Origin of the sequence: Streptomyces sp. NPDC101225 (assembly GCF_044767585.1) — a bacterium.
Taxonomy (GTDB): domain Bacteria; phylum Actinomycetota; class Actinomycetes; order Streptomycetales; family Streptomycetaceae; genus Streptomyces.
Window position 1 is genome coordinate 287,427 of record NZ_JBIWOE010000008.1, and the last position, 18,954, is coordinate 306,380.

The 18,954-nt window shown below is 71.3% G+C and carries 17 protein-coding genes and 1 pseudogene; 14 read left to right on the top strand and 4 right to left on the bottom strand.

The genetic code is table 11. The annotated features are described in order from the left end of the window. Window positions 1-3: 3 nt before the first annotated feature. The 14 genes and pseudogenes from ACIRPX_RS14975 (at window position 4) to ACIRPX_RS15040 (ending at window position 15,568) form a co-directional block, all read left to right on the top strand. Window positions 4-893 (top strand): annotated as a pseudogene (locus ACIRPX_RS14975) (ABC transporter permease). Window positions 894-933: 40 nt separating this feature from the next. Beyond that, the gene (locus ACIRPX_RS14980; RefSeq protein ID WP_404193515.1) at window positions 934-1,749 is read left to right on the top strand and encodes an ABC transporter permease; all 816 of its coding nucleotides are present in this window, start codon (window positions 934-936) and stop codon (window positions 1,747-1,749) included. Between the two features lie 57 nt (window positions 1,750-1,806). Continuing rightward, window positions 1,807-2,958, top strand: a complete 1,152-nt coding sequence (locus tag ACIRPX_RS14985; RefSeq protein WP_404193518.1) for an NAD(P)/FAD-dependent oxidoreductase — start codon at window positions 1,807-1,809, stop codon at window positions 2,956-2,958. Next, window positions 2,955-3,257 carry a (2Fe-2S)-binding protein gene (locus ACIRPX_RS14990; RefSeq protein WP_404193521.1) on the top strand — a complete coding sequence of 101 codons (303 nt, stop codon included), beginning with the start codon at window positions 2,955-2,957 and terminating at the stop codon, window positions 3,255-3,257. The genes ACIRPX_RS14985 and ACIRPX_RS14990 overlap by 4 nt, the downstream gene beginning before the upstream one ends. After that, on the top strand, window positions 3,250-4,710 hold the full coding sequence (locus ACIRPX_RS14995) for an FAD-dependent oxidoreductase (protein WP_404193524.1): 1,461 nt from the start codon (window positions 3,250-3,252) through the stop codon (window positions 4,708-4,710). Before ACIRPX_RS14990 ends, ACIRPX_RS14995 begins: the two co-directional genes overlap by 8 nt. Then, window positions 4,707-5,597: a dihydrodipicolinate synthase family protein gene (locus ACIRPX_RS15000; RefSeq protein ID WP_404193528.1), complete on the top strand. Its 891-nt coding sequence runs from the start codon at window positions 4,707-4,709 to the stop codon at window positions 5,595-5,597. Before ACIRPX_RS14995 ends, ACIRPX_RS15000 begins: the two co-directional genes overlap by 4 nt. 4 nt (window positions 5,598-5,601) lie before the next feature. After that, entirely contained in the window at window positions 5,602-6,603 is a 1,002-nt protein-coding gene (locus ACIRPX_RS15005; RefSeq protein ID WP_404193531.1) for a proline racemase family protein, read from the top strand. A 42-nt stretch (window positions 6,604-6,645) separates the two neighbouring features. Then, a complete protein-coding gene (locus tag ACIRPX_RS15010) occupies window positions 6,646-7,317 on the top strand; it encodes a GntR family transcriptional regulator (protein WP_404193534.1) in 672 nt (223 codons plus the stop codon). A gap of 46 nt (window positions 7,318-7,363) precedes the next feature. Next, the gene (locus ACIRPX_RS15015; protein ID WP_404193537.1) at window positions 7,364-8,359 is read left to right on the top strand and encodes a LacI family DNA-binding transcriptional regulator; all 996 of its coding nucleotides are present in this window, start codon (window positions 7,364-7,366) and stop codon (window positions 8,357-8,359) included. 110 nt (window positions 8,360-8,469) lie between these two features. Further along, window positions 8,470-9,819 carry an ABC transporter substrate-binding protein gene (locus ACIRPX_RS15020; protein ID WP_404193540.1) on the top strand — a complete coding sequence of 450 codons (1,350 nt, stop codon included), beginning with the start codon at window positions 8,470-8,472 and terminating at the stop codon, window positions 9,817-9,819. A 2-nt stretch (window positions 9,820-9,821) separates the two neighbouring features. Then, window positions 9,822-10,778, top strand: coding sequence for a carbohydrate ABC transporter permease (locus ACIRPX_RS15025; protein WP_404193543.1), 957 nt, complete (start codon window positions 9,822-9,824; stop codon window positions 10,776-10,778). Further along, window positions 10,775-11,653, top strand: a complete 879-nt coding sequence (locus tag ACIRPX_RS15030) for a carbohydrate ABC transporter permease (RefSeq protein ID WP_404193545.1) — start codon at window positions 10,775-10,777, stop codon at window positions 11,651-11,653. Before ACIRPX_RS15025 ends, ACIRPX_RS15030 begins: the two co-directional genes overlap by 4 nt. Window positions 11,654-11,683: 30 nt before the next feature. Then, complete coding sequence (locus tag ACIRPX_RS15035) at window positions 11,684-13,309, top strand: glycoside hydrolase family 13 protein (protein ID WP_404193548.1); 1,626 nt, start codon at window positions 11,684-11,686, stop codon at window positions 13,307-13,309. A 117-nt stretch (window positions 13,310-13,426) separates the two neighbouring features. Beyond that, window positions 13,427-15,568 (top strand): discoidin domain-containing protein, encoded by a 2,142-nt coding sequence (locus tag ACIRPX_RS15040; RefSeq protein WP_404193550.1) that lies wholly within the window; start codon window positions 13,427-13,429, stop codon window positions 15,566-15,568. On the opposite strand, the gene ACIRPX_RS15045 is transcribed toward ACIRPX_RS15040, so the two are convergent. The 4 genes from ACIRPX_RS15045 to ACIRPX_RS15060 are packed head-to-tail and all read right to left on the bottom strand — an operon-like array spanning window position 15,537 to window position 18,899. After that, window positions 15,537-16,358, bottom strand: coding sequence for an ABC transporter ATP-binding protein (locus ACIRPX_RS15045; protein ID WP_404193553.1), 822 nt, complete (start codon window positions 16,356-16,358; stop codon window positions 15,537-15,539). The two genes, ACIRPX_RS15040 and ACIRPX_RS15045, sit on opposite strands and share 32 nt — an antisense overlap. A gap of 20 nt (window positions 16,359-16,378) precedes the next feature. Continuing rightward, the gene (locus tag ACIRPX_RS15050; RefSeq protein WP_404193636.1) at window positions 16,379-17,158 is read right to left on the bottom strand and encodes an ABC transporter permease; all 780 of its coding nucleotides are present in this window, start codon (window positions 17,156-17,158) and stop codon (window positions 16,379-16,381) included. After that, entirely contained in the window at window positions 17,158-17,931 is a 774-nt protein-coding gene (locus ACIRPX_RS15055) for an ABC transporter permease (protein WP_404193555.1), read from the bottom strand. Before ACIRPX_RS15055 ends, ACIRPX_RS15050 begins: the two co-directional genes overlap by 1 nt. Beyond that, on the bottom strand, window positions 17,928-18,899 hold the full coding sequence (locus ACIRPX_RS15060) for an ABC transporter substrate-binding protein (RefSeq protein WP_404193558.1): 972 nt from the start codon (window positions 18,897-18,899) through the stop codon (window positions 17,928-17,930). Before ACIRPX_RS15060 ends, ACIRPX_RS15055 begins: the two co-directional genes overlap by 4 nt. Window positions 18,900-18,954 lie beyond the last annotated feature (55 nt).

Consider the following 18,954-nt stretch of genomic DNA (forward strand, 5'->3'; position numbering starts at 1 on the left):
CGCGTGACCGCCGTCGAGCCGAGCGCCGGGCGGGGCGCCGTCCGGCGCCTCGCCGGGGCGCTGCACCGCCGCCCCCGGCTCCGGCTGGCCCTGCTGCTGACCGCGCCGCTGCTGTGGCTCACCGTGCTCTACCTCGGGTCGCTCGCCGTCCTGTTCGTCTCCGCCTTCTGGACGACCGACTCCTTCACCTCCCAGGTGGTGAGGGTCTGGTCGACCGACAACTTCCACGAGTGCTGACCACTCCGGTCTACCGGCAGGTGATCCTGCGCAGCGTGGGCGTGGCCCTCGCCGTCACCGTGCTGTGCGCGGTGATCGCCTTCCCGCTCGCCTTCTACACCGCCCGCGTGGCCCGGCCGCAGCGGCGGCCGCTGCTGGTCGTCGCCATCCTCACCCCGCTGTGGGCCAGTTACCTGGTCAAGGTGTACGCCTGGCGGCTGATCCTGTCCCAGGGCGGGCTCGCCGACTGGGTGCTCAGGCCCTTCGGGGCGGCCGGGCCCGGGTACGGCCTGCCGGCCGCGGTGCTGACCCTGACGTACCTCTGGCTGCCGTACATGATCCTGCCGATCCACACCGCGCTGGAGCAGCTGCCCGCCGGCCTTCTCGACGCGTCGGCCGACCTGGGCGCGCGGAGCTGGCGCACCTTCCGCTCGGTGGTGCTGCCGATGGTGCTGCCGTCCGTGGCCGCCGGGTCGGTCTTCACCTTCTCGCTCAGCCTCGGCGACTACATCACCGTGCAGATCGTCGGCGGCAAGACCCAGCTCATCGGCAACGTCGTCTACTCCAACATCGAACTCAACCTGCCCATGGCGGCCGCGCTCGGCACGGTGCCGGTGGTGGTCGTCGTGAGCTACCTGCTGGCCATGCGCCGTACGGGCGCGTTGAGCAGCCTGTGAGGCGGTGTGCCATGTCGAGTGAGGCCAGGTGCTACGTCCCATGACACTCTCCCGATCCGCCCGCATCGCGCTCCGCGTCGCCGCCGCCCTCGGCTTCGCCGTGATCTACGTCCCGCTGCTGCTCGTCCTCGTCAACTCGCTGAGCCCGGACCGCAGCGCGAGCTGGCCGCCGCCCGGGTTCACGCTCCACTGGTGGGAGGTCGCCTGGCGCAACGCCGGTGCCCGTGAGGCGCTGTGGGTCTCGGTCAAGGCCGGGCTCGGTGCCACCGCCATCGCCCTGGTGCTCGGCACGCTGATCGCCTTCGCCGTGGCCCGGTACCGGTTCTTCGGCCGCGACGCCCTCTCCTTCGTGGTCGTGCTGCCGATCGCCCTGCCCGGCATCGTCACGGGCATCGCCCTCAACTCGGCCTTCAGCACGGTCCTTCGACCCCTCGGCGTCGGCCTCGGTCTGTTCACCGTGATCGTCGGTCACGCCACCTTCTGCATCGTCGTCGTCTTCAACAACGTCGTGGCCCGGCTGCGCCGCACCGCGGGCTCCTACGAGGAGGCCGCGACGGACCTGGGCGCCCACACCTTCCGCGCCTTCGTCGACGTCACCTTCCCCCTGGTGCGCTCGGCGCTCTTCGCCGGCGGACTGCTCGCCTTCGCGCTCTCCTTCGACGAGATCGTGGTGACGACGTTCACGGCGGGCCCCGGCATCGAGACGCTGCCCATCTGGATCTTCGACAACATGACCAGGCCGCAGCAGGCACCGGTGGTGAACGTGGTGGCGGCCGTGCTGGTGCTGCTCTCCGTCGTCCCGATCTACCTGGCCCAACGGCTCTCCTCGGACACGGCGACCGGGAGCCGGGTCTAGGGCGTGTCGACCCGCGGGGTTGTTCCCCTCATCTGTGGTATGTGACATAGTACTGATGTGAGTCATCCTCTGACCTGCGATGTCGTGGTCGTCGGTGCCGGAATGACGGGCGCCGCCTGTGCCCTGTACGCGGCTCGCTCGGGCCTGGACGTCGTCGTCGTGGACCGCGGTGCCGTGGCCGGCGGCACGACCGGCGCCGGGGAGGGCAACCTGCTGGTCTCCGACAAGGAGCCGGGCCCGGAGCTGGACCTCGCGCTCCTGTCGCTCCGCCTGTGGAGCGAACTGGCGCAGGAATACGGCACGTTCATCGAGTACGAGGCCAAGGGCGGCGTCGTGGTGGCCACGTCCCCGGGCGGGCTGACCGCGCTGGAACGCCTCGCCGCCGGGCAGCGCGCCGCGGGAGTCTCGGCCGAACCGGTCGACGGCGACGCCCTGTACGCCCTCGAACCCCACCTCGCCCCGGGACTGCCGGGAGCCGTGCACTATCCGCAGGACGCCCAGGTGATGCCCGCCCTGGCCGCCGCGCATCTGCTACGGGCCTCGGGGGCGCGCCTGCTGACCGGCCGGAGGGTGACGGGTGTCCTGCGGGGCCCCGAGGGCGCGGTGCTCGGCGTCCGCACCGACCGCGGCGACCTCCACGCCCCGGCGCTCGTCAACGCGGCGGGCACCTGGGGCGGCGAGGTCGCCGCCCTCGCCGGAGCCGTCCTTCCCGTCCTGCCGCGGCGCGGCTTCGTCCTCGTCACCGAGCCCCTGCCGCGCCTGGTCCACCACAAGGTGTACGCCGCCGGCTACGTGGCCGACGTGGCCAGCGACTCGGCCGTCCTGCAGACGTCACCGGTCGTGGAGGGCACGGCCGCCGGACCGATCCTGATCGGCGCGAGCCGTGAACGGGTCGGCTTCGACCGGTCGTTCTCGCTGCCCGCCCTACGCGCCCTGGCGGCGGACGCGACACGGCTGTTCCCCTTCCTGGCCGACGTCCACGCCATCCGCGCCTATCTCGGCTTCCGCCCCTACCTGCCCGACCACCTCCCGGCCGTCGGTCCCGATCCGCGGGTCCCGGGCCTCTTCCACGCCTGCGGCCACGAGGGCGCCGGGATCGGCCTGTCCACCGGCACCGGATCCCTGGTCGCGCAGGTGCTCACCGGGAGGACACCCGATCTGGACCTGACGCCCTTCAGCCCCGACCGCTTCGCCGAGGAGGCCGCGTGAACTCCCCGCTCGACCTGGCCGGCGCCCGCCCGGGCCCCGCCTTCACGGTCACCCTGGACGGCCGCGAGATCGAGGCGCTGCCCGGCCGGACGGTCGCCGCCGCGCTGTGGAGCGCGGGCATCACCTCGTGGCGCACCACGCGCGGCGCGGGGCGCCCACGCGGGGTGTTCTGCGGGATCGGCGTCTGTTTCGACTGCCTGGTGACCGTCAACGACCGGCCGGGCCTGCGGGCCTGCCTGGTCACCCTGCAACCCGGCGACGCGATCCGTACGCAGGAGGGGACGGGCCACCATGACTGAACACCCCGGCGAGGCCCCCCACCTCGCGGTGATCGGCGCGGGCCCGGCCGGTCTCGCCGCGACCGTGGCCGCCGCGGCCCACGGTATCCGGGTCACGCTGGTCGACGCGGCCTCTCAGGCGGGCGGCCAGTTCTACCGGCAGCCTGCCGCCGGGCTGCGCGCGAGCCGGCCGCAGGCGCTGCACCACGACTGGCGGACGTGGGAGCGGCTGCGCGACGCCCTCGCGGCACATGTGAAGGCAGGTTCCGTACGGCATTTGACGGATCATCAGGTCTGGTTCGTCGAACGGCCGCCGGAGGGAGGGGAGTCCGGTCGATTCACCGTGCACGCCCTCCTCGGCCCCGAACCGCGGGACGCGACGACCGTGGACGCCGACGCCGTCCTCCTGGCCACCGGCGGATACGAGAAGGTGCTGCCCTTCCCCGGCTGGACCCTCCCCGGAGTCGTCACCGCGGGCGGCGCGCAGGCCCTGCTCAAGGGGGCGCTCGTGGTGCCGGGCCGCAGCGCCGTCGTCGCCGGGACCGGGCCGCTGCTGCTGCCCGTGGCGGCCGGTCTCGCCGCGGCCGGAGTGGAGGTCGCGGCCCTCGTCGAGTCCGCGGCTCCCGCCGCCTTCCTGCGGCGGACCCGGACGCTGGCCGCCCGGCCGGGCAAGGTCGCCGAAGGGGCCGGATACGCCGCCCGGCTGCTCCGGCACCGGGTGCGCACACTTGCCCGGCACACCGTCGTCGAGGCGCACGGCGGCGACCGCCTGGAGGCGGTGACGGTGGCCGCGCTGGACGGCGACGGGCGGGTCGGGCGCGGCACCGGGCGCCGCATCCCGTGCGACACCCTCGCCGTCGGCCACGGCATGCTGCCGCACACCGATCTCGCCGAGGCGCTCGGCTGCCGCCTCGACGGGCCGGCCGTGCACGTCGACGGCGAACAGCGCACCGACGTGCCGGGCGTCTGGGCCGCGGGAGAGGCCACCGGCGTCGGCGGCTCGGGCCTCGCGCTGGCCGAGGGGCACATCGCCGGGCGTTCGGCCGCGGCCCGCCTCCGCGGCCGCGAACCGGACCCGCGTGAGTGGGCCGGCGCCGCCATGTCCCGCACGCGGCTCAGGGAGTTCGCCGCCGTACTCGATGCCGTGTACGCACCGCCCGCGCACTGGACGGAGCAGGTCCGCGACGACACCGTGGTGTGCCGCTGCGAGGAGGTCACCGCCGGCGCGATCCGCGGCGCCGTCGGAGAGCTCGGCGCGGGCGACCTGCGCACGGTGAAGCTGCTGACCCGGGCCGGCATGGGCTGGTGCCAGGGCCGCGTCTGCGCACCCGGGGCGGCCGGCCTCGCCGGGTGCGAACCCACGCCGTCCACAAGCCCGTTCGCTCGTCCCGTCCCGCTCGGCGTCCTCGCCCGCGCACACCCACGCCCGACGCACCACGAGCACACCCACCCCACCGATGGAGGGCCCTCATGACCGACCGACGTCCCTGGCGCGGCGTCCTCGTCGCCACGGCGCTGCCGCTGAACGACGACCTCTCCGTGGACCACGACCGGTACGCCGAGCACTGCGCCTGGCTCGTGGCGAACGGCTGCGACGGCGTCGTGCCCAACGGCTCGCTGGGGGAGTACCAGGTGCTCACCCCCGAGGAGCGGGCCCGGGTCGTCGAGACGGCCGTCGGCGCGGTCGGCGGGGAGCGCGTGATGCCCGGCGTCGCCGCCTACGGTTCCGCGGAGGCCCGCCGCTGGACCGAGCAGGCCCGCGACGCCGGCTGCGAGGCCGTGATGCTGCTGCCGCCCAACGCCTACCGCGCCGACGAGCGTGCCGTGCTCGCCCACTACGCGGAGGTCGCGAAGGCGGGCGTTCCGGTCGTGGCGTACAACAACCCCGTCGACACCAAGGTCGACCTCGTGCCCGAACTCCTCGCCGAGCTGCACGGCGAGGGGTACATCCAGGGCGTCAAGGAGTTCTCAGGGGACGTCCGGCGCGCCTACCGCATCGCCGAACTCGCCCCGGAACTGGACCTGCTGGTCGGTGCCGACGACGTGCTGCTGGAGCTGGCGATCGCGGGCGCGAAGGGCTGGGTGGCCGGTTACCCGAACGCGCTGCCGAGGTCGAGCGTCGAGCTGTACCGCGCGGCCGTCGCGGGGGACCTGGGCACGGCCAAGAAGCTGTACGAGCAGCTGCACCCGCTGCTGCGCTGGGATTCGAAGGTGGAGTTCGTGCAGGCCATCAAGTTGTCCATGGACATCGTGGGGCGCCACGGCGGCGGCTGCCGGCCGCCGCGCGTGCCGCTGCTGCCGGAGCAGGCGGCCGCGGTGCGGGCCGCCACCGAGCAGGCCGTCGCGGCCGGGCTGGCGTAGGGCCGTGCGCAGCAGACTCGTCCTGCACGCCGTCGACTCGCACACCGAGGGCATGCCGACCCGGGTGATCACCGGCGGGATCGGCACCATCCCCGGCGCGACGATGAACGAGCGGCGGCTGTACTTCCGCGAACACCGCGACGACATCAAGCAGTTGCTGATGAACGAGCCGCGCGGGCACTCCGCGATGAGCGGCGCGATCCTGCAGCCGCCGGCCCGGGACGACTGCGACTGGGGCGTCGTCTACATCGAGGTCTCCGGCTATCTGCCCATGTGCGGGCACGGCACGATCGGCGTCGCGACGGTGCTGGTGGAGACCGGCATGGTGGAGGCCGTCGAACCGGTCACCACCATCCGGCTGGACACCCCGGCCGGACTCGTCGTCGCCGAGGTCGCGGTGGAGGGCGGCGCGGCCAAGGCGGTGACGCTCAGGAACGTACCGTCGTTCGCGGTCGCACTCGACCGCAGGGCGACCCTGGCCGACGGACGTTCGGTGACCTACGACCTCGCCTACGGCGGGAACTTCTACGCCATCCTGCCGCTGGAGCAGTTCGGCCTCCCCTTCGACCGCTCCCGCAAGGACGACATCCTCGCGGCGGGCCTGTCCCTGATGGACGCCGTCAACGCCGAGGACGAGCCGGTGCACCCGGAGGACGCGTCCATCCACGGCTGCCACCACGTGCACCTGCTCGCTCCGGGCGCGACCGCGCGGCTGTCGCGGCACGCGATGGCGATCCACCCCGGCTGGTTCGACCGCTCGCCGTGCGGCACCGGGACGAGCGCGCGCATGGCCCAGCTGCACGCGCGCGGCGAACTCCCGCTGCACACCGAGTTCGTGAACGAGTCGTTCATCGGCACCCGGTTCACCGGCCGGCTCCTCGGCACGACCGAGGTGGCGGGCCGGCCCGCCGTGCTGCCCAGCTTCACCGGCCGCGCCTGGATCACCGGCACCGCCCAGTACCTGCTGGACCCCGAGGACCCCTTCCCCGCGGGCTTCGTGCTGTAGGCGCCGTCGATAATGTCGGGTGGCCCGAGGAGGACGATCATCATGGCCCCGCAGAAACGCCCGGCGCTGCCGCCGCTCGGCGGCCGGACGCCCAACTTCCGCGAACGCGTCGTGGACGTGCTGCGGGCCGCCCTGATCGCCGGCGAACTGCTCCCGGGCGAGGTGTACTCGGCGCCCGCCCTCGCCCCGCGCCTGGGCGTCTCCGCGACCCCGGTGCGCGAGGCGATGCTCGAACTGGTGAAGGAGGGCATGGTCGACATCGTCCCGAACAAGGGCTTCCGGGTCACCGCCGTGTCCGACCGGCAGCTCGACGAGTACAAGCACGTCCGGTCGCTGATCGAGATCCCGACGACGGTGGGGCTCGCGGCCACGGCCGACGCCGGCGACCTGGAGGCGCTGCGCCCGCTCGCCGTGGAGATCGTCGACTCGGCCGCGAAGGGCGACCTCATCGCGTACATCGAGGCCGACCTGGCCTTCCATCTGGGCCTGCTCGCCCTGGCGGGCAACGACCACCTCGTGGAGGTCGTCCGGGACCTGCGGCGCCGTTCGCGGCTGTACGGGCTGACCGCCCTGGTCGAGGCGGGGCGGCTGGGGGCCTCCGCGGAGGAGCATCTCGAGCTTCTCGACGTGCTGCTCGCGCGCGACGCGCAGGGCGTGCACGAGGTCATGACCAGGCATCTCGGGCACGTCCGCGGCCTGTGGGCGGCCCACTGACGGCATTACGCAAGCTGTTTGCATTTCTTGCGCTATTCTTGCGCCCATGACGCGACGACTTGCTGAGGTGGCGAAGAAGGTCGGGGTCAGCGAGGCCACGGTCAGCCGGGTGCTCAACGGCAAACCGGGGGTCTCCGAGTCCACCCGGCAGGCGGTGCTCTCCGCCCTGGACGTCCTCGGCTACGAACGGCCCACCCAGCTGCGCGGTGAACGCGCCCGGCTCGTGGGCCTCGTGCTGCCCGAGCTGCAGAACCCGATCTTCCCGGCGTTCGCCGAGGTGATCGGCGGCGCCCTGGCCCAGCTCGGCCTGACGCCGGTGCTGTGCACGCAGACCAAGGGCGGTGTCTCGGAGGCGGACTACGTGGAGCTGCTGCTGCAGCAGCAGGTCTCCGGCGTCGTCTTCGCCGGCGGGCTGTACGCCCAGGCGGACGCCCCGCACGACCACTACCGGCGGCTGGCCGAGCGCAACATCCCGGTCGTGCTGGTCAACGCCTCCATCGGCGACCTCGGCTTCCCGGGCGTCTCCTGCGACGACGCGGTGGCGACGGAACAGGCCTGGCGGCACCTGGCCTCCCTCGGCCACGAGCGGATCGGGCTGGTGCTGGGCCCGTCCGACCACATGCCCTCGGAGCGCAAGCTCGCCGCCGCCCGGGGCATGGCCGACATCCCGGACGAGTGCGTCGCCCGGGCCATGTTCTCCATCGAGGGCGGGCACGCGGCGGCCTCCCGGCTCATCGAGCGGGGCGTCACCGGCTTCATCTGCGCCAGCGACCCCCTCGCCCTCGGGGTGATCCGGGCCGCGCGCCGCAAGGGGCTCGGCGTCCCCGCTCAGGTCTCGGTCGTCGGCTACGACGACTCCGCGCTGATGAACTGCACCGAGCCCGCGCTGACCACGGTCCGCCAGCCCATCGAGGCCATGGGCAGAGCGGCCGTGGAGCTGCTGAACGCACAGATCAACGGCAGTTCCGTAGCGGCCGAGGAGCTGCTGTTCGAGCCCGAGCTGGTGGTCAGGGGGTCGACCGCGCAGGCGCCGCGTGCCTGAGATCCACTCGGCTGTCGAATAATTTCAAATTGCGCGCGACATCTTGCGTTCGGATGTCGGCGGTGCTTGAGTGTGCGTCGCCCACCGCTCCTGCCCAGAGGGGTCCACCGATGACAAGCACCGGGTTCCGCCGTACCTTCGCCGCACTCGGCGTCTGTTCGCTCGCTCTGACCGCGTCCGCCTGCGGATCCAGCGACGACGACTCCTCCAGCGGCACCACGCGCATCACGGTCAACTGCGAGCCGCCCAAGAGCGCCAAGGTCGACCGCGGGTTCTTCGAGCAGGACGTCGCCGCCTTCGAGAAGCAGAACCCGGACATCGACGTCGTCGCCCACGACGCGTTCCCCTGCCAGGACCCGAAGACGTTCGACGCCAAGCTCGCCGGCGGCCAGATGGAGGACGTCTTCTACACGTACTTCACCGACGCCAAGCACGTGGTCGACATCAACCAGGCGGCCGATCTCACCCCGTACATCAAGGAGCTGAAGAGCTACGGCACGATCCAGAAGCAGCTGCGCGACATCTACACCGTCGACGGCAAGATCTACGGCATCCCGCGCACCGGCTACTCGATGGGCCTGATCTACAACCGCAAGCTCTTCCAGAAGGCCGGCCTCGACCCCGACAAGCCCCCGGCCACCTGGGACGAGGTCCGCGCCGACGCCAAGAAGATCGCCGCGCTCGGCGGCGGCACCGTCGGGTACGCCGACTACAGCGCCCAGAACCAGGGCGGTTGGCACTTCACCGCCGAGATGTACTCCCAGGGCGGCGACGTCGTGAGCGCCGACGGCAAGAAGGCCTCCATCGACACCCCCGAGGGCCACGCCGTGCTGCAGAACCTGCACGACATGCGCTGGACCGACAACTCGATGGGCAGCAAGCAGCTCCTCGTCATCAACGACGTGCAGCAGATGATGGGTTCGGGCAAGCTCGGCATGTATCTCTCCGCCCCCGACAACATCCCCATCCTGGTCAAGGAGAAGGGCGGCAACTACAAGGACCTCGCGCTCGCCCCGATGCCCGGCGGTAAGGGCACGCTCATCGGCGGCGACGGCTACATGTTCAACCGGCACGACACGCCGGCCCAGATCCGGGCCGGCCTGAAGTGGCTCGACTCCATGTTCCTCACCCCCGGCGACGGCTTCCTCGGCGACTACGCCCGCGCCAAGAAGGCGGACGCACCCGTCGGCCTGCCCGAGCCGCGCCTGTTCACCGGCGCCGCCGACGCCAAGGACCAGCAGGTCAAGAAGGCCAACGCCAATGTGCCGGTGGAGAACTACCAGTCCTTCCTCGACGGCAACCAGCAGCTGCAGATGAAGATCGAGCCGCCGAGCGCGCAGCAGATCTACTCCGTCCTCGACGGCGCCGTCTCCGCCGTCCTCACCAAGAAGGACGCGAACATCGACCAACTGCTCAAGGAAGCCTCCGGCAAGATCGACAGCATCCTGGCGCGGGGCTGAGCATGATGAAGACGGCCGAGCGGCGACCGATCGGCAAGGTCGCCGTACGCCCGGTGCAGGCGCCGCCCCCGGCAGGGGACCGGAGGCGGCGCCGCCTCGCCGACCAGGCCCGCGCCTACGCCTTCCTCCTCGGCGGTCTGGTCTGCTTCGCCCTGTTCTCCTGGTACCCGGCGATCCGGGCGGTCGTGATCGCCTTCCAGAGGTACACGCCGGGCTCCTCGCCCGAGTGGGTCGGCACCGCCAACTTCACCCGGGTCTGGCACGACCCGGAGTTCACCGCCGCCTGGCGCAACACCTTCACCTTCACGCTGCTGGCCCTGCTGATCGGCTTCGCGATCCCCTTCGTGATGGCCCTCGTGCTCAACGAACTGCGCCACGCCAAGGCCTTCTTCAGAGTCGTGGTCTACCTCCCGGTGATGATCCCGCCGGTGGTCAGCGCCCTGCTGTGGAAGTGGTTCTACGACCCCGGGGCCGGACTCGCCAACGAGGCGCTGCGCTTCCTGCACCTGCCGACCTCGAACTGGTCCAACGGCGCCGACACCGCCCTCGTCTCCCTGGTGATCGTGGCCACCTGGGCCAACATGGGCGGCACCGTCCTGATCTACCTGGCCGCCCTGCAGTCCATCCCCGGCGAGCTGTACGAGGCCGCCGAACTGGACGGCGCGGGCCTGCTGCAGCGCATCCGGCACGTGACGATCCCGCAGACCCGCTTCGTCATCCTGATGCTGATGCTGCTTCAGGTCATCGCGACGATGCAGGTCTTCACCGAACCGTTCGTGATCACGGGCGGCGGTCCGGAGAACGCCACGGTCACCGTCCTGTACCTGATCTACAAGTACGCCTTCCTCTACAACGACTTCGGCGGCGCCTGCGCGCTCAGCGTGATGCTCCTGGTGCTGCTCGGCGCCTTCGCCGCCGTCTACCTGCGGCTCACCCGCTCCGGGGAGGACGACGCATGAGCGCCATCCGCACCCTCGTCTCGCCGGCGACGCTCGCCCGCCCGCGCGGCAAGGCCGTCTACTGGACCGTCTTCGCGACCGTCGTCCTGCTCTTCGCCCTCGCCTTCCTCTTCCCCGTGTACTGGATGGTGACCGGCGCCCTCAAGTCGCCCGACGAGATCGCCCAGACCCCACCCACCCTGGTCCCGGAGGACTGGCACCTCAGCGGCTACACCGACGCCTGGGACCTGATGCAACTGCCGCAGCACCTGTGGAACACGGTGGTCCAGGCGGCCGGCGCCTGGGCGTTCCAGATCGTCTTCTGCACGGCCGCCGCCTACGCCCTGTCCAAGCTCAGGCCCGCCTTCGGCAACGTGATCCTGGGCGGCATCCTCGCCACGCTGATGGTCCCGGCACAGGCCCTCGTCGTACCGAAGTACCTGACCGTCGCCGACCTGCCGCTCCTGCACACCAGCCTGCTCAACGACCCGCTGGCCATCTGGCTGCCGGCCGTCGCCAACGCCTTCAACCTCTATCTGCTCAAGCGGTTCTTCGACCAGCTTCCCCGCGATGTGCTGGAGGCCGCCGAGATGGACGGCGCCGGAAAGCTGCGCACCCTCTGGTCGATCGTGCTGCCCATGTCGCGGCCGGTCCTCGGCGTCGTGTCGATCTTCGCGCTGGTCGCCGTGTGGCAGGACTTCCTGTGGCCGCTGATGGTCTTCTCCGACACCGACAAACAGCCGATCAGCGTGGCACTCGTCCAGCTGTCGCAGAACATCCAGCTCACCGTGCTCATCGCCGCCATGGTCATCGCCAGCATTCCGATGGTCGGGCTGTTCCTCATCTTCCAGCGGCACATCATCGCCGGGATCAGCGCGGGCAGCACGAAGGGCTGACGCCCTCCCTTCGACAGAAAGGCATGCACAGTGGGACAGCCCACCCCTGCCCAGAAGGACTCGAACGACCCGACGGACGTGCGGGAGTGGTGGCGCTCCGCCGTCATCTACCAGGTGTACGTCCGCAGCTTCGCCGACGGCGACGGCGACGGCACCGGTGACCTCGCGGGCGTCCGCTCCAGACTGCCGTACCTGGCCGAACTCGGCGTCGACGCCCTGTGGTTCACCCCCTGGTACCTGTCGCCGATGAAGGACGGCGGCTACGACGTCGCCGACTACCGCGCGATCGACCCGGCCTTCGGCACCCTCGCCGAGGCGGAGAAGCTGATCGCCGAGGCCCGCGAACTGGGCATCCGCACCATCGTCGACATCGTGCCCAACCACGTCTCCGACCAGCACCCCTGGTTCCGGGCCGCGCTCGCCGCCGGCCCGGGCAGTCCGGAGCGCGATCTGTTCCACTTCCGGCCCGGGCGCGGCGCACACGGCCAACTCCCGCCCAACGACTGGCCGTCGCAGTTCGTGGGCTCCACCGAGCCGGTGTGGACCCGGCTGCCCGACGGGGAGTGGTACCTGCATCTGTTCACGCCCGAGCAGCCCGACCTGAACTGGACCCACCCGGCCGTCCGCCAGGAGCACGAGGACATCCTCCGGTTCTGGTTCGAGCGCGGGGTGGCGGGCGTCCGTATCGACTCGGCGGCCCTGCTCGCCAAGGACCCCGCGCTGCCCGACTTCGTCGAGGGACGCGACCCCAGCCCCTTCGTCGACCGCGACGAACTGCACGACATCTACCGCTCCTGGCGTGCGGTGGCCGACGAGTACGACGGCGTGTTCGTCGGCGAGGTGTGGCTGCCCGACGCCGAGCGCTTCGCCCGCTACCTGCGCCCCGACGAACTGCACACGGCCTTCAACTTCTCCTTCCTGTCCTGCCCCTGGGACGCGCGGGGCCTGCGCACCTCGATCGACACCACGCTGGCCGAGCACGCCCCGGTGGGCGCGCCGGCCACCTGGGTGCTGTGCAACCACGACGTCACGCGGACGGTCACCCGCTACGGCCGCGCCGACACCGGTTTCGACTTCGCGGCCAAGTCCTTCGGCACCCCGACCGACCTGGCTCTCGGCACCCGGCGCGCCCGCGCCGCCGCCCTGCTCTCCCTCGCCCTGCCCGGCGCCGTCTACGTCTACCAGGGCGAGGAGCTCGGCCTGCCCGAGGCCGACATCCCGCGCGAGCGCATCGAGGACCCCATGTATCTGCGCTCCGGCGGCACCGACCCAGGCCGCGACGGCTGCCGGGTCCCCCTGCCCTGGGCCGCCGAGACGCCGTACGCGGGCTTCGGCTCGCGGCAGGAGCCGTGGCTGCCGCAGCCCGCCGGCTGGTCCGCGTACGCCGCCGACCTCCAGGCCGCCGACCCCGGCTCGATGCTCGCCCTCTACCGCGCGGGCATCCGGCTGCGCCCGGTCTTCGGCGGCGGGCCGCTGACCTGGCTGCCCGCCCCGGAGGGGGTCCTGGCCTTCGGCCGCGGCGACGCCGTGTGCGTGGTGAACCTCGCGGACACCCCCGCCGAGCTGCCCGGCCACACCGAACTCCTGCTCGGCAGCGGCCCCTTGGACGCCGGCGGGCGGCTGCCGAAGGACACCGCCGTCTGGCTGCGCGGCTGAGCCGCCCCCGCCCGCGCCCGCGCACTCCCGCTCCTCACCCTCCTCTCCCCACCTCCCTCTCCCCACCCCCACACCCCCACACGAAGGGACCCGCACATGCACAAGACTGTCAGGGGCATGCCAGCAGCCATGGTGGTCGCCCTCTCCGCCGGACTGCTCACGGCCGTCGCGCCCGCCGCCCACGCGGCGGCCGGCGCCGACCTGCCCTTCACCTCCGTGGAGGCCGAGTCCGCCACCACCAACGGCACGAAGATCGGCCCCGACTACACCCAGGGCACCGTCGCCTCCGAGGCGTCGGGACGCCAGGCCGTCCGGCTGGACTCCGGCCGGCGCGTGGAGTTCACCGTGCCGCGCGCGAGCAACGCGGTGAACGTCTCCTACAGCGTCCCGGACGGCCAGTCCGGCTCGCTCGACGTCTACGTCAACGGCACCAGACTCGCCAAGACGCTTCCGGTGACCTCCAGGTACTCCTACATCGACACCGGCTGGATCGCCGGCGCGAAGACGCACCACTTCTTCGACAACGCGCGGATGCTGCTCGGGCGGAGCGTCCAGCCGGGCGACAAGGTCGCCTTCCAGTCGACCGGCACCCAGGTCACCGTCGACGTGGCGGACTTCGAGCAGGTCGACGCGGCCGCCACCCAGCCCGCGGGTTCGGTGTCGGTCACCGCCAAGGGCGCCGACCCCACCGGCAACGGCGACTCCACGCAGGCCTTCCGGGACGCGATCGCCGCCGCCCAGGGGGGAGTGGTGTGGATCCCGCCGGGCGACTACAGGCTGACGTCCTCGCTCAGCGGCGTACAGAACGTCACGCTCCAGGGCGCGGGCAGCTGGTACTCGACCGTGCACACCTCCCGCTTCATCGACCAGTCCCGCTCCTCCGGGAGCGTGCACATCAAGGACTTCGCGGTGCTCGGCGACGTCACCGAGCGGGTCGACTCCAACCCGGACAACTTCGTCAACGGCTGCCTCGGGCCCAACAGTTCGGTCTCCGGCATGTGGGTGCAGCACATGAAGGTCGGCCTGTGGCTGACGGGCGACAACGACAACCTGGTCGTCGAGAACAACCGCATCCTCGACACCACTGCCGACGGCCTCAACCTCAACGGCAACGCGCACGGGGTCCGCGTCCGCAACAACTTCCTGCGCAACCAGGGCGACGACTCGCTCGCCATGTGGTCGCTGAACGGCGCGGACAGCAACAGCAGCTTCGAGAACAACACCATCTCGCAGCCCAACCTCGCCAACGGCATCGCGATCTACGGCGGCACCGACATCGCCGTCCGGAACAACCTGGTCTCCGACACCAACGCCCTCGGCAGCGGCATCGCGATCTCCAACCAGAAGTTCCTCGACCCCTTCTCCCCGCTGTCCGGCACGATCACGGTCGCCGGCAACACCCTGGTGCGCACCGGCGCGATCAACCCCAACTGGAACCACCCGATGGGCGCGCTGCGCGTCGACTCCTACGACAGCGCGATCGACGCGACGGTGAACATCACCGACACGACGATCACCGACAGCCCCTACAGCGCCTTCGAGTTCGTCTCCGGCGGCGGCCACGGCCACCCGGTCGGCGGCGTCAACATCAGCGGGGCGACGGTGCGCAACACCGGCACGGTCGTCGTCCAGGCGGAGACGCAGGGCTCGGCGAGGTTCAGCGACGTCCAGGCCACCGGGGTCGGCGCGGCCGGCATCTACAACTGCCCCTATCCCGCGGGCTCCGGTTCGTTCACCGTCAACGACGGCGGCGGCAACTCCGGCTGGAGCAGCACCTGGAGCGACTGCTCGGCCTGGCCGCAGCCCGGTCAGGGCAACACGGACCCGGACCCGGGCCGCAACCTCGCCGAGGGCCGCCCGGCCACCGCCACGGGCTCGCAGGACGTCTACACGCCGGGCAAGGCGGTCGACGGCGACGCCAACAGCTACTGGGAGTCGGCCAACAACGCCTTCCCGCAGTCCCTGACGGTCGACCTCGGCTCCGTCCAGGCCGTGCGCCGCCTGGTGCTGAAGCTGCCGCCGTCGTCCGCCTGGGGCGCACGCACGCAGACCATCACCGTGCTGGGCAGCACGGACGGCTCCACGTACTCGACGGTCGTCGGCTCCACCGGCTACCGCTTCGACCCGGCCGCCGGCAACACGGCCACGATCGCACTGCCCGCGAGCACGAACCTGCGCCGTCTGAGACTGACGGTGAGCGCCAACACCGGCTGGCCCGCCGGTCAGTTCAGTGAGGTGGAGGCTTATCCGACTTCGTGAGCGCCGTCGGTCCGGGCCCGCGCTTCGCCGACTGGATCTGTTCGTAGACATGGGTCCGCAGTTCGGCGAAGCGCGGGGCCACACGGGTGTGCAACTGGTCGCGTTCGTCCGGGAGATCGACCTTCAGCTGCTCCTGCACGACGGTGGGGGAGGCGGACAGGACGACCACCCGCTCGCCCAGGTACACCGCCTCGTCGATGTCGTGGGTGACGAACAGGATCGTGATGCCGCGCTCGCGCCACAGGCCCCGTACGAGATCCTCCAGATCCGCGCGGGTCTGCGCGTCGACCGCCGCGAACGGCTCGTCCATCAGCAGGATGTCGGGTTCGTGGGCGAGGGCGCGGGCGATGGCCACGCGCTGCTGCATGCCGCCGGACAGCTGCCAGGGATAGGCTCCGGCGGCGTCCGCGAGGCCGACCGAGTCCAGCGCGTCCGCCACCAGCTCCTTGCGCCGCGACTTGGTCATCTTCTTCTGCTTCAGCGGGAGTTCGACGTTCTCGGCGACCCGCATCCAGGGGAAGAGGCTGCGCCCGTACTCCTGGAAGACGAAGGCCATCCCGGGCGGCGGCCCGGTCACCGGCCTCCCCGCCAGCAGCACCTGGCCGGCCGTCGGGGTGAGCAGTCCGCCCAGGCACTTCAGCAGGGTGGTCTTGCCGCAGCCGGACGGGCCGACGACGCAGACGAGTTCGCCGGCCTCCACCGTGAAGGTCAGGTCGCGCACCGCCTCCACACGGCGGCCCGAGCCCTCGTAGGCCTTCCGCAGGCCGGATACGTCGAGCAGTGCGTCCATGGACCGCCCTTTCACGATGTTCACGAGGACCGCCGGGTGGCGGCGCGCAGGCCGTGGTACCAGGCCAGCACCCGCCGTTCGGCGAGCTGGAAGACGACGGAGAGCAGGAAGCCGAGCAGGCCGAGGACGAGGATGCCGGTCCACATGTCGGGGATGGCGAAGCTGCGCTGGAACTGCACGACGGTGAAGCCGATGCCGTCGCTGGCCGCGAACATCTCGCTGATGACCATCAGGATGATGCCGATGGACAGTGACTGGCGCAGCCCCGCGAAGATCTGCGGGCCGGCCGACGGCAGCACCAGGGTGCGCAGCCGGGCGGCGCCGGTGATGCCGTAGGAACGGGCCGTCTCCAGCATCACCGGGTCGACGGCGCGCACACCCTCGACCGTGTTGAGCAGGATCGGCCACACACAGCCGCTGGCGATCACGACGACCTTCATCGCGTCGCCGATGCCCGCGAACAGCATGATGACCGGGACCAGTACGGGCGGCGGGACGGCGCGCAGGAACTCCAGGACCGGTTCGCAGAACGCCCGCACCCGCCGGTAGGAGCCGATGACCGTGCCGAGCGCGATGCCGGCGACGGCCGCCGTCGCGTAGCCCGCGAGCAGCCTGAGCAGACTCGGCAGCACGTCGGAGCGCAGCCGCTCGCCGGTCCAGACGTCCGGGAAGGTCTTCAGGATCGTCCGCAGCGGCGGCCAGTAGGGGTTCGCGCTGCCGCTGGAGGCGGCCCACCACGCGGCGACCAGCACCGCGGGCAGCGCGAGTGCCAGCAGCACCTTCAGCAGCACCCGGCCGATCACACCGCCACCTCCCCGCGCACCGACTGGTGCCAGGCCAGCGCCCGCCGTTCCACCGTGCGCGCCCCGACGTTGATGAGCAGCCCCAGCAGCCCGGTGACGACGATCAGCGCGTACATCTCCGGAACGGCCTGCGAGCTCTGCGCGACCGCGATCTGCTGGCCCAGCCCCGGTGCCCCGATGACGAGTTCGGCGGTGATGGCGAGGATCAGCGCCACCGCCGCGGCCAGCCGCACACCTGTCATGACGTACGGCAGCGCGGTGGGCCACAGCACATGGCGGACCCGCGCCCAGGTGCCCAGACCGTACGACCGTGCCGTCTCGTCGGCGACCGGGTCGACGTCCTGGACGCCGTAGAGCGTCTGGATGAGCACCTGCCAGAACGACGCGTAGACCACGAGCAGCAGGACGGAACGCAGTTCGGTGCCGTACAGCAGCACCGCCAGCGGGATCAGGGCGACCGAGGGGATCGGGCGCAGGAACTCCACCGTCGAGGCCGTCGCCTCGCGCAGATACGGCACGACGGACAGCACGACGCCCACGACGACGCCCGCGCCGACCGCGATCGCGAGGCCGATCGCCCAGCCGGTGAGGGTGTCGCCGAGCGCCGACCAGAACGCGCCGTCGCCGAACTCGTCGCCCAGGGCGGAGGCGACGCGGCTGGTGGGCGGGAAGTAGCTCTCCTTGACGAGGCCGAGCCGCGGCACCACCTCGCCCAGGGCGAGGAAGACCGCGAGCCCGGCCGCACCGAGTGCGGTGTTCAGCCCTTTCACGGCATCAGCTTGTCGACGTCCGGCGACGTCTTGAACAGGCCGTCCTGCTCGCCCAGTTTGGCCAGCGTCTCGATGGAGGCCTTGTTCGGTTCCTGGGGCCAGCGCGGCAGCGTCAGCTTGGACAGCAGCGCCGAGGGGATCTTGGTGTACGTGCCGACGATCTTGCGGACCTCGTCCGGGTTCTTGTCGGAGTAGGCCAGGGCCTCCTTGGTCGCCTCCTGGAACCTCTTCACCACGTCGGGGTTCTTCTGCGCGTACTGCTGGGAGGTGAAGAACATGGCGACGGTCAGATTCTCGGCGGCGTCGACGAAGGGGGAGCCGACGTTCTTCGCGCCCTCGCTCTTGGCCTGGGTGAACGCGGGTTCGACGATGAAGGCGCCGTCCACCTGGCCCTTGTCGAGCGCGGCCGGCATCTGGTCGAAGGGCAGCTCGACGAACTTGATCTTCGAGGGGTCGCCGCCGGCCTTGCGGACCGAGGCGCGCACGGTCGTGTCGCCGATGTTGTTGAGGTTGTTGACGGCGACCTTCTTGCCCGCGAGCTGCCTGGCCGAGGTGATCTTGCTGCTCTTGGGGACGACCAGGCCGCAGAAGTCGGCGTCCTCCTTGCCGGTGGAGTTCACGCCCTCGGCCACGGCCTTCACCGGAACGTTGTTGGTCTGCGCGATCAGCAGCGAGGTGACGTTGGAGAAGCCGAACTGGTACTGGCCGCTGACCACGCCGGGCACGATGGCCGCGCCGCCCTGCGCCAGGCTGATGGTGAGCTTCAGTCCGTGCTTGGCGTAGAAGCCCTTGGCCTGGCCGACGTAGAGCGGGGCGGTGTCGACGATGGGGATGGTGCTGACCTTGATGGTCGTGGTGCCGCCGGTCGTGGTGCCGCCGCCCGAGGAGCCGGAGCCCCCGGACGAGCCGCAGGCCGTCGCGGCGAGCAGGAACGTGCCGGTCGTGAGACCGGCGATCAGACGGCGCATGACTCCTCCTGTGCAGAGAACGGGTGCAGCGGTGTTCCGACAGGTCGTGCGCAAG

Coding starts and splice junctions, on each gene's coding strand:
- ACIRPX_RS15010 (WP_404193534.1), top strand. CDS start 6,646: ATGGCCCCGCAGAAACGCCCGGCGCTGCCGCCGCTCGGCGGCCGGACG.
- ACIRPX_RS15020 (WP_404193540.1), top strand. CDS start 8,470: ATGACAAGCACCGGGTTCCGCCGTACCTTCGCCGCACTCGGCGTCTGT.
- ACIRPX_RS14995 (WP_404193524.1), top strand. CDS start 3,250: ATGACTGAACACCCCGGCGAGGCCCCCCACCTCGCGGTGATCGGCGCG.
- ACIRPX_RS15025 (WP_404193543.1), top strand. CDS start 9,822: ATGATGAAGACGGCCGAGCGGCGACCGATCGGCAAGGTCGCCGTACGC.
- ACIRPX_RS15045 (WP_404193553.1), bottom strand. CDS start 16,358: ATGGACGCACTGCTCGACGTATCCGGCCTGCGGAAGGCCTACGAGGGC.
- ACIRPX_RS15030 (WP_404193545.1), top strand. CDS start 10,775: ATGAGCGCCATCCGCACCCTCGTCTCGCCGGCGACGCTCGCCCGCCCG.
- ACIRPX_RS14980 (WP_404193515.1), top strand. CDS start 934: ATGACACTCTCCCGATCCGCCCGCATCGCGCTCCGCGTCGCCGCCGCC.
- ACIRPX_RS15060 (WP_404193558.1), bottom strand. CDS start 18,899: ATGCGCCGTCTGATCGCCGGTCTCACGACCGGCACGTTCCTGCTCGCC.
- ACIRPX_RS15040 (WP_404193550.1), top strand. CDS start 13,427: ATGCCAGCAGCCATGGTGGTCGCCCTCTCCGCCGGACTGCTCACGGCC.
- ACIRPX_RS15015 (WP_404193537.1), top strand. CDS start 7,364: ATGACGCGACGACTTGCTGAGGTGGCGAAGAAGGTCGGGGTCAGCGAG.
- ACIRPX_RS15000 (WP_404193528.1), top strand. CDS start 4,707: ATGACCGACCGACGTCCCTGGCGCGGCGTCCTCGTCGCCACGGCGCTG.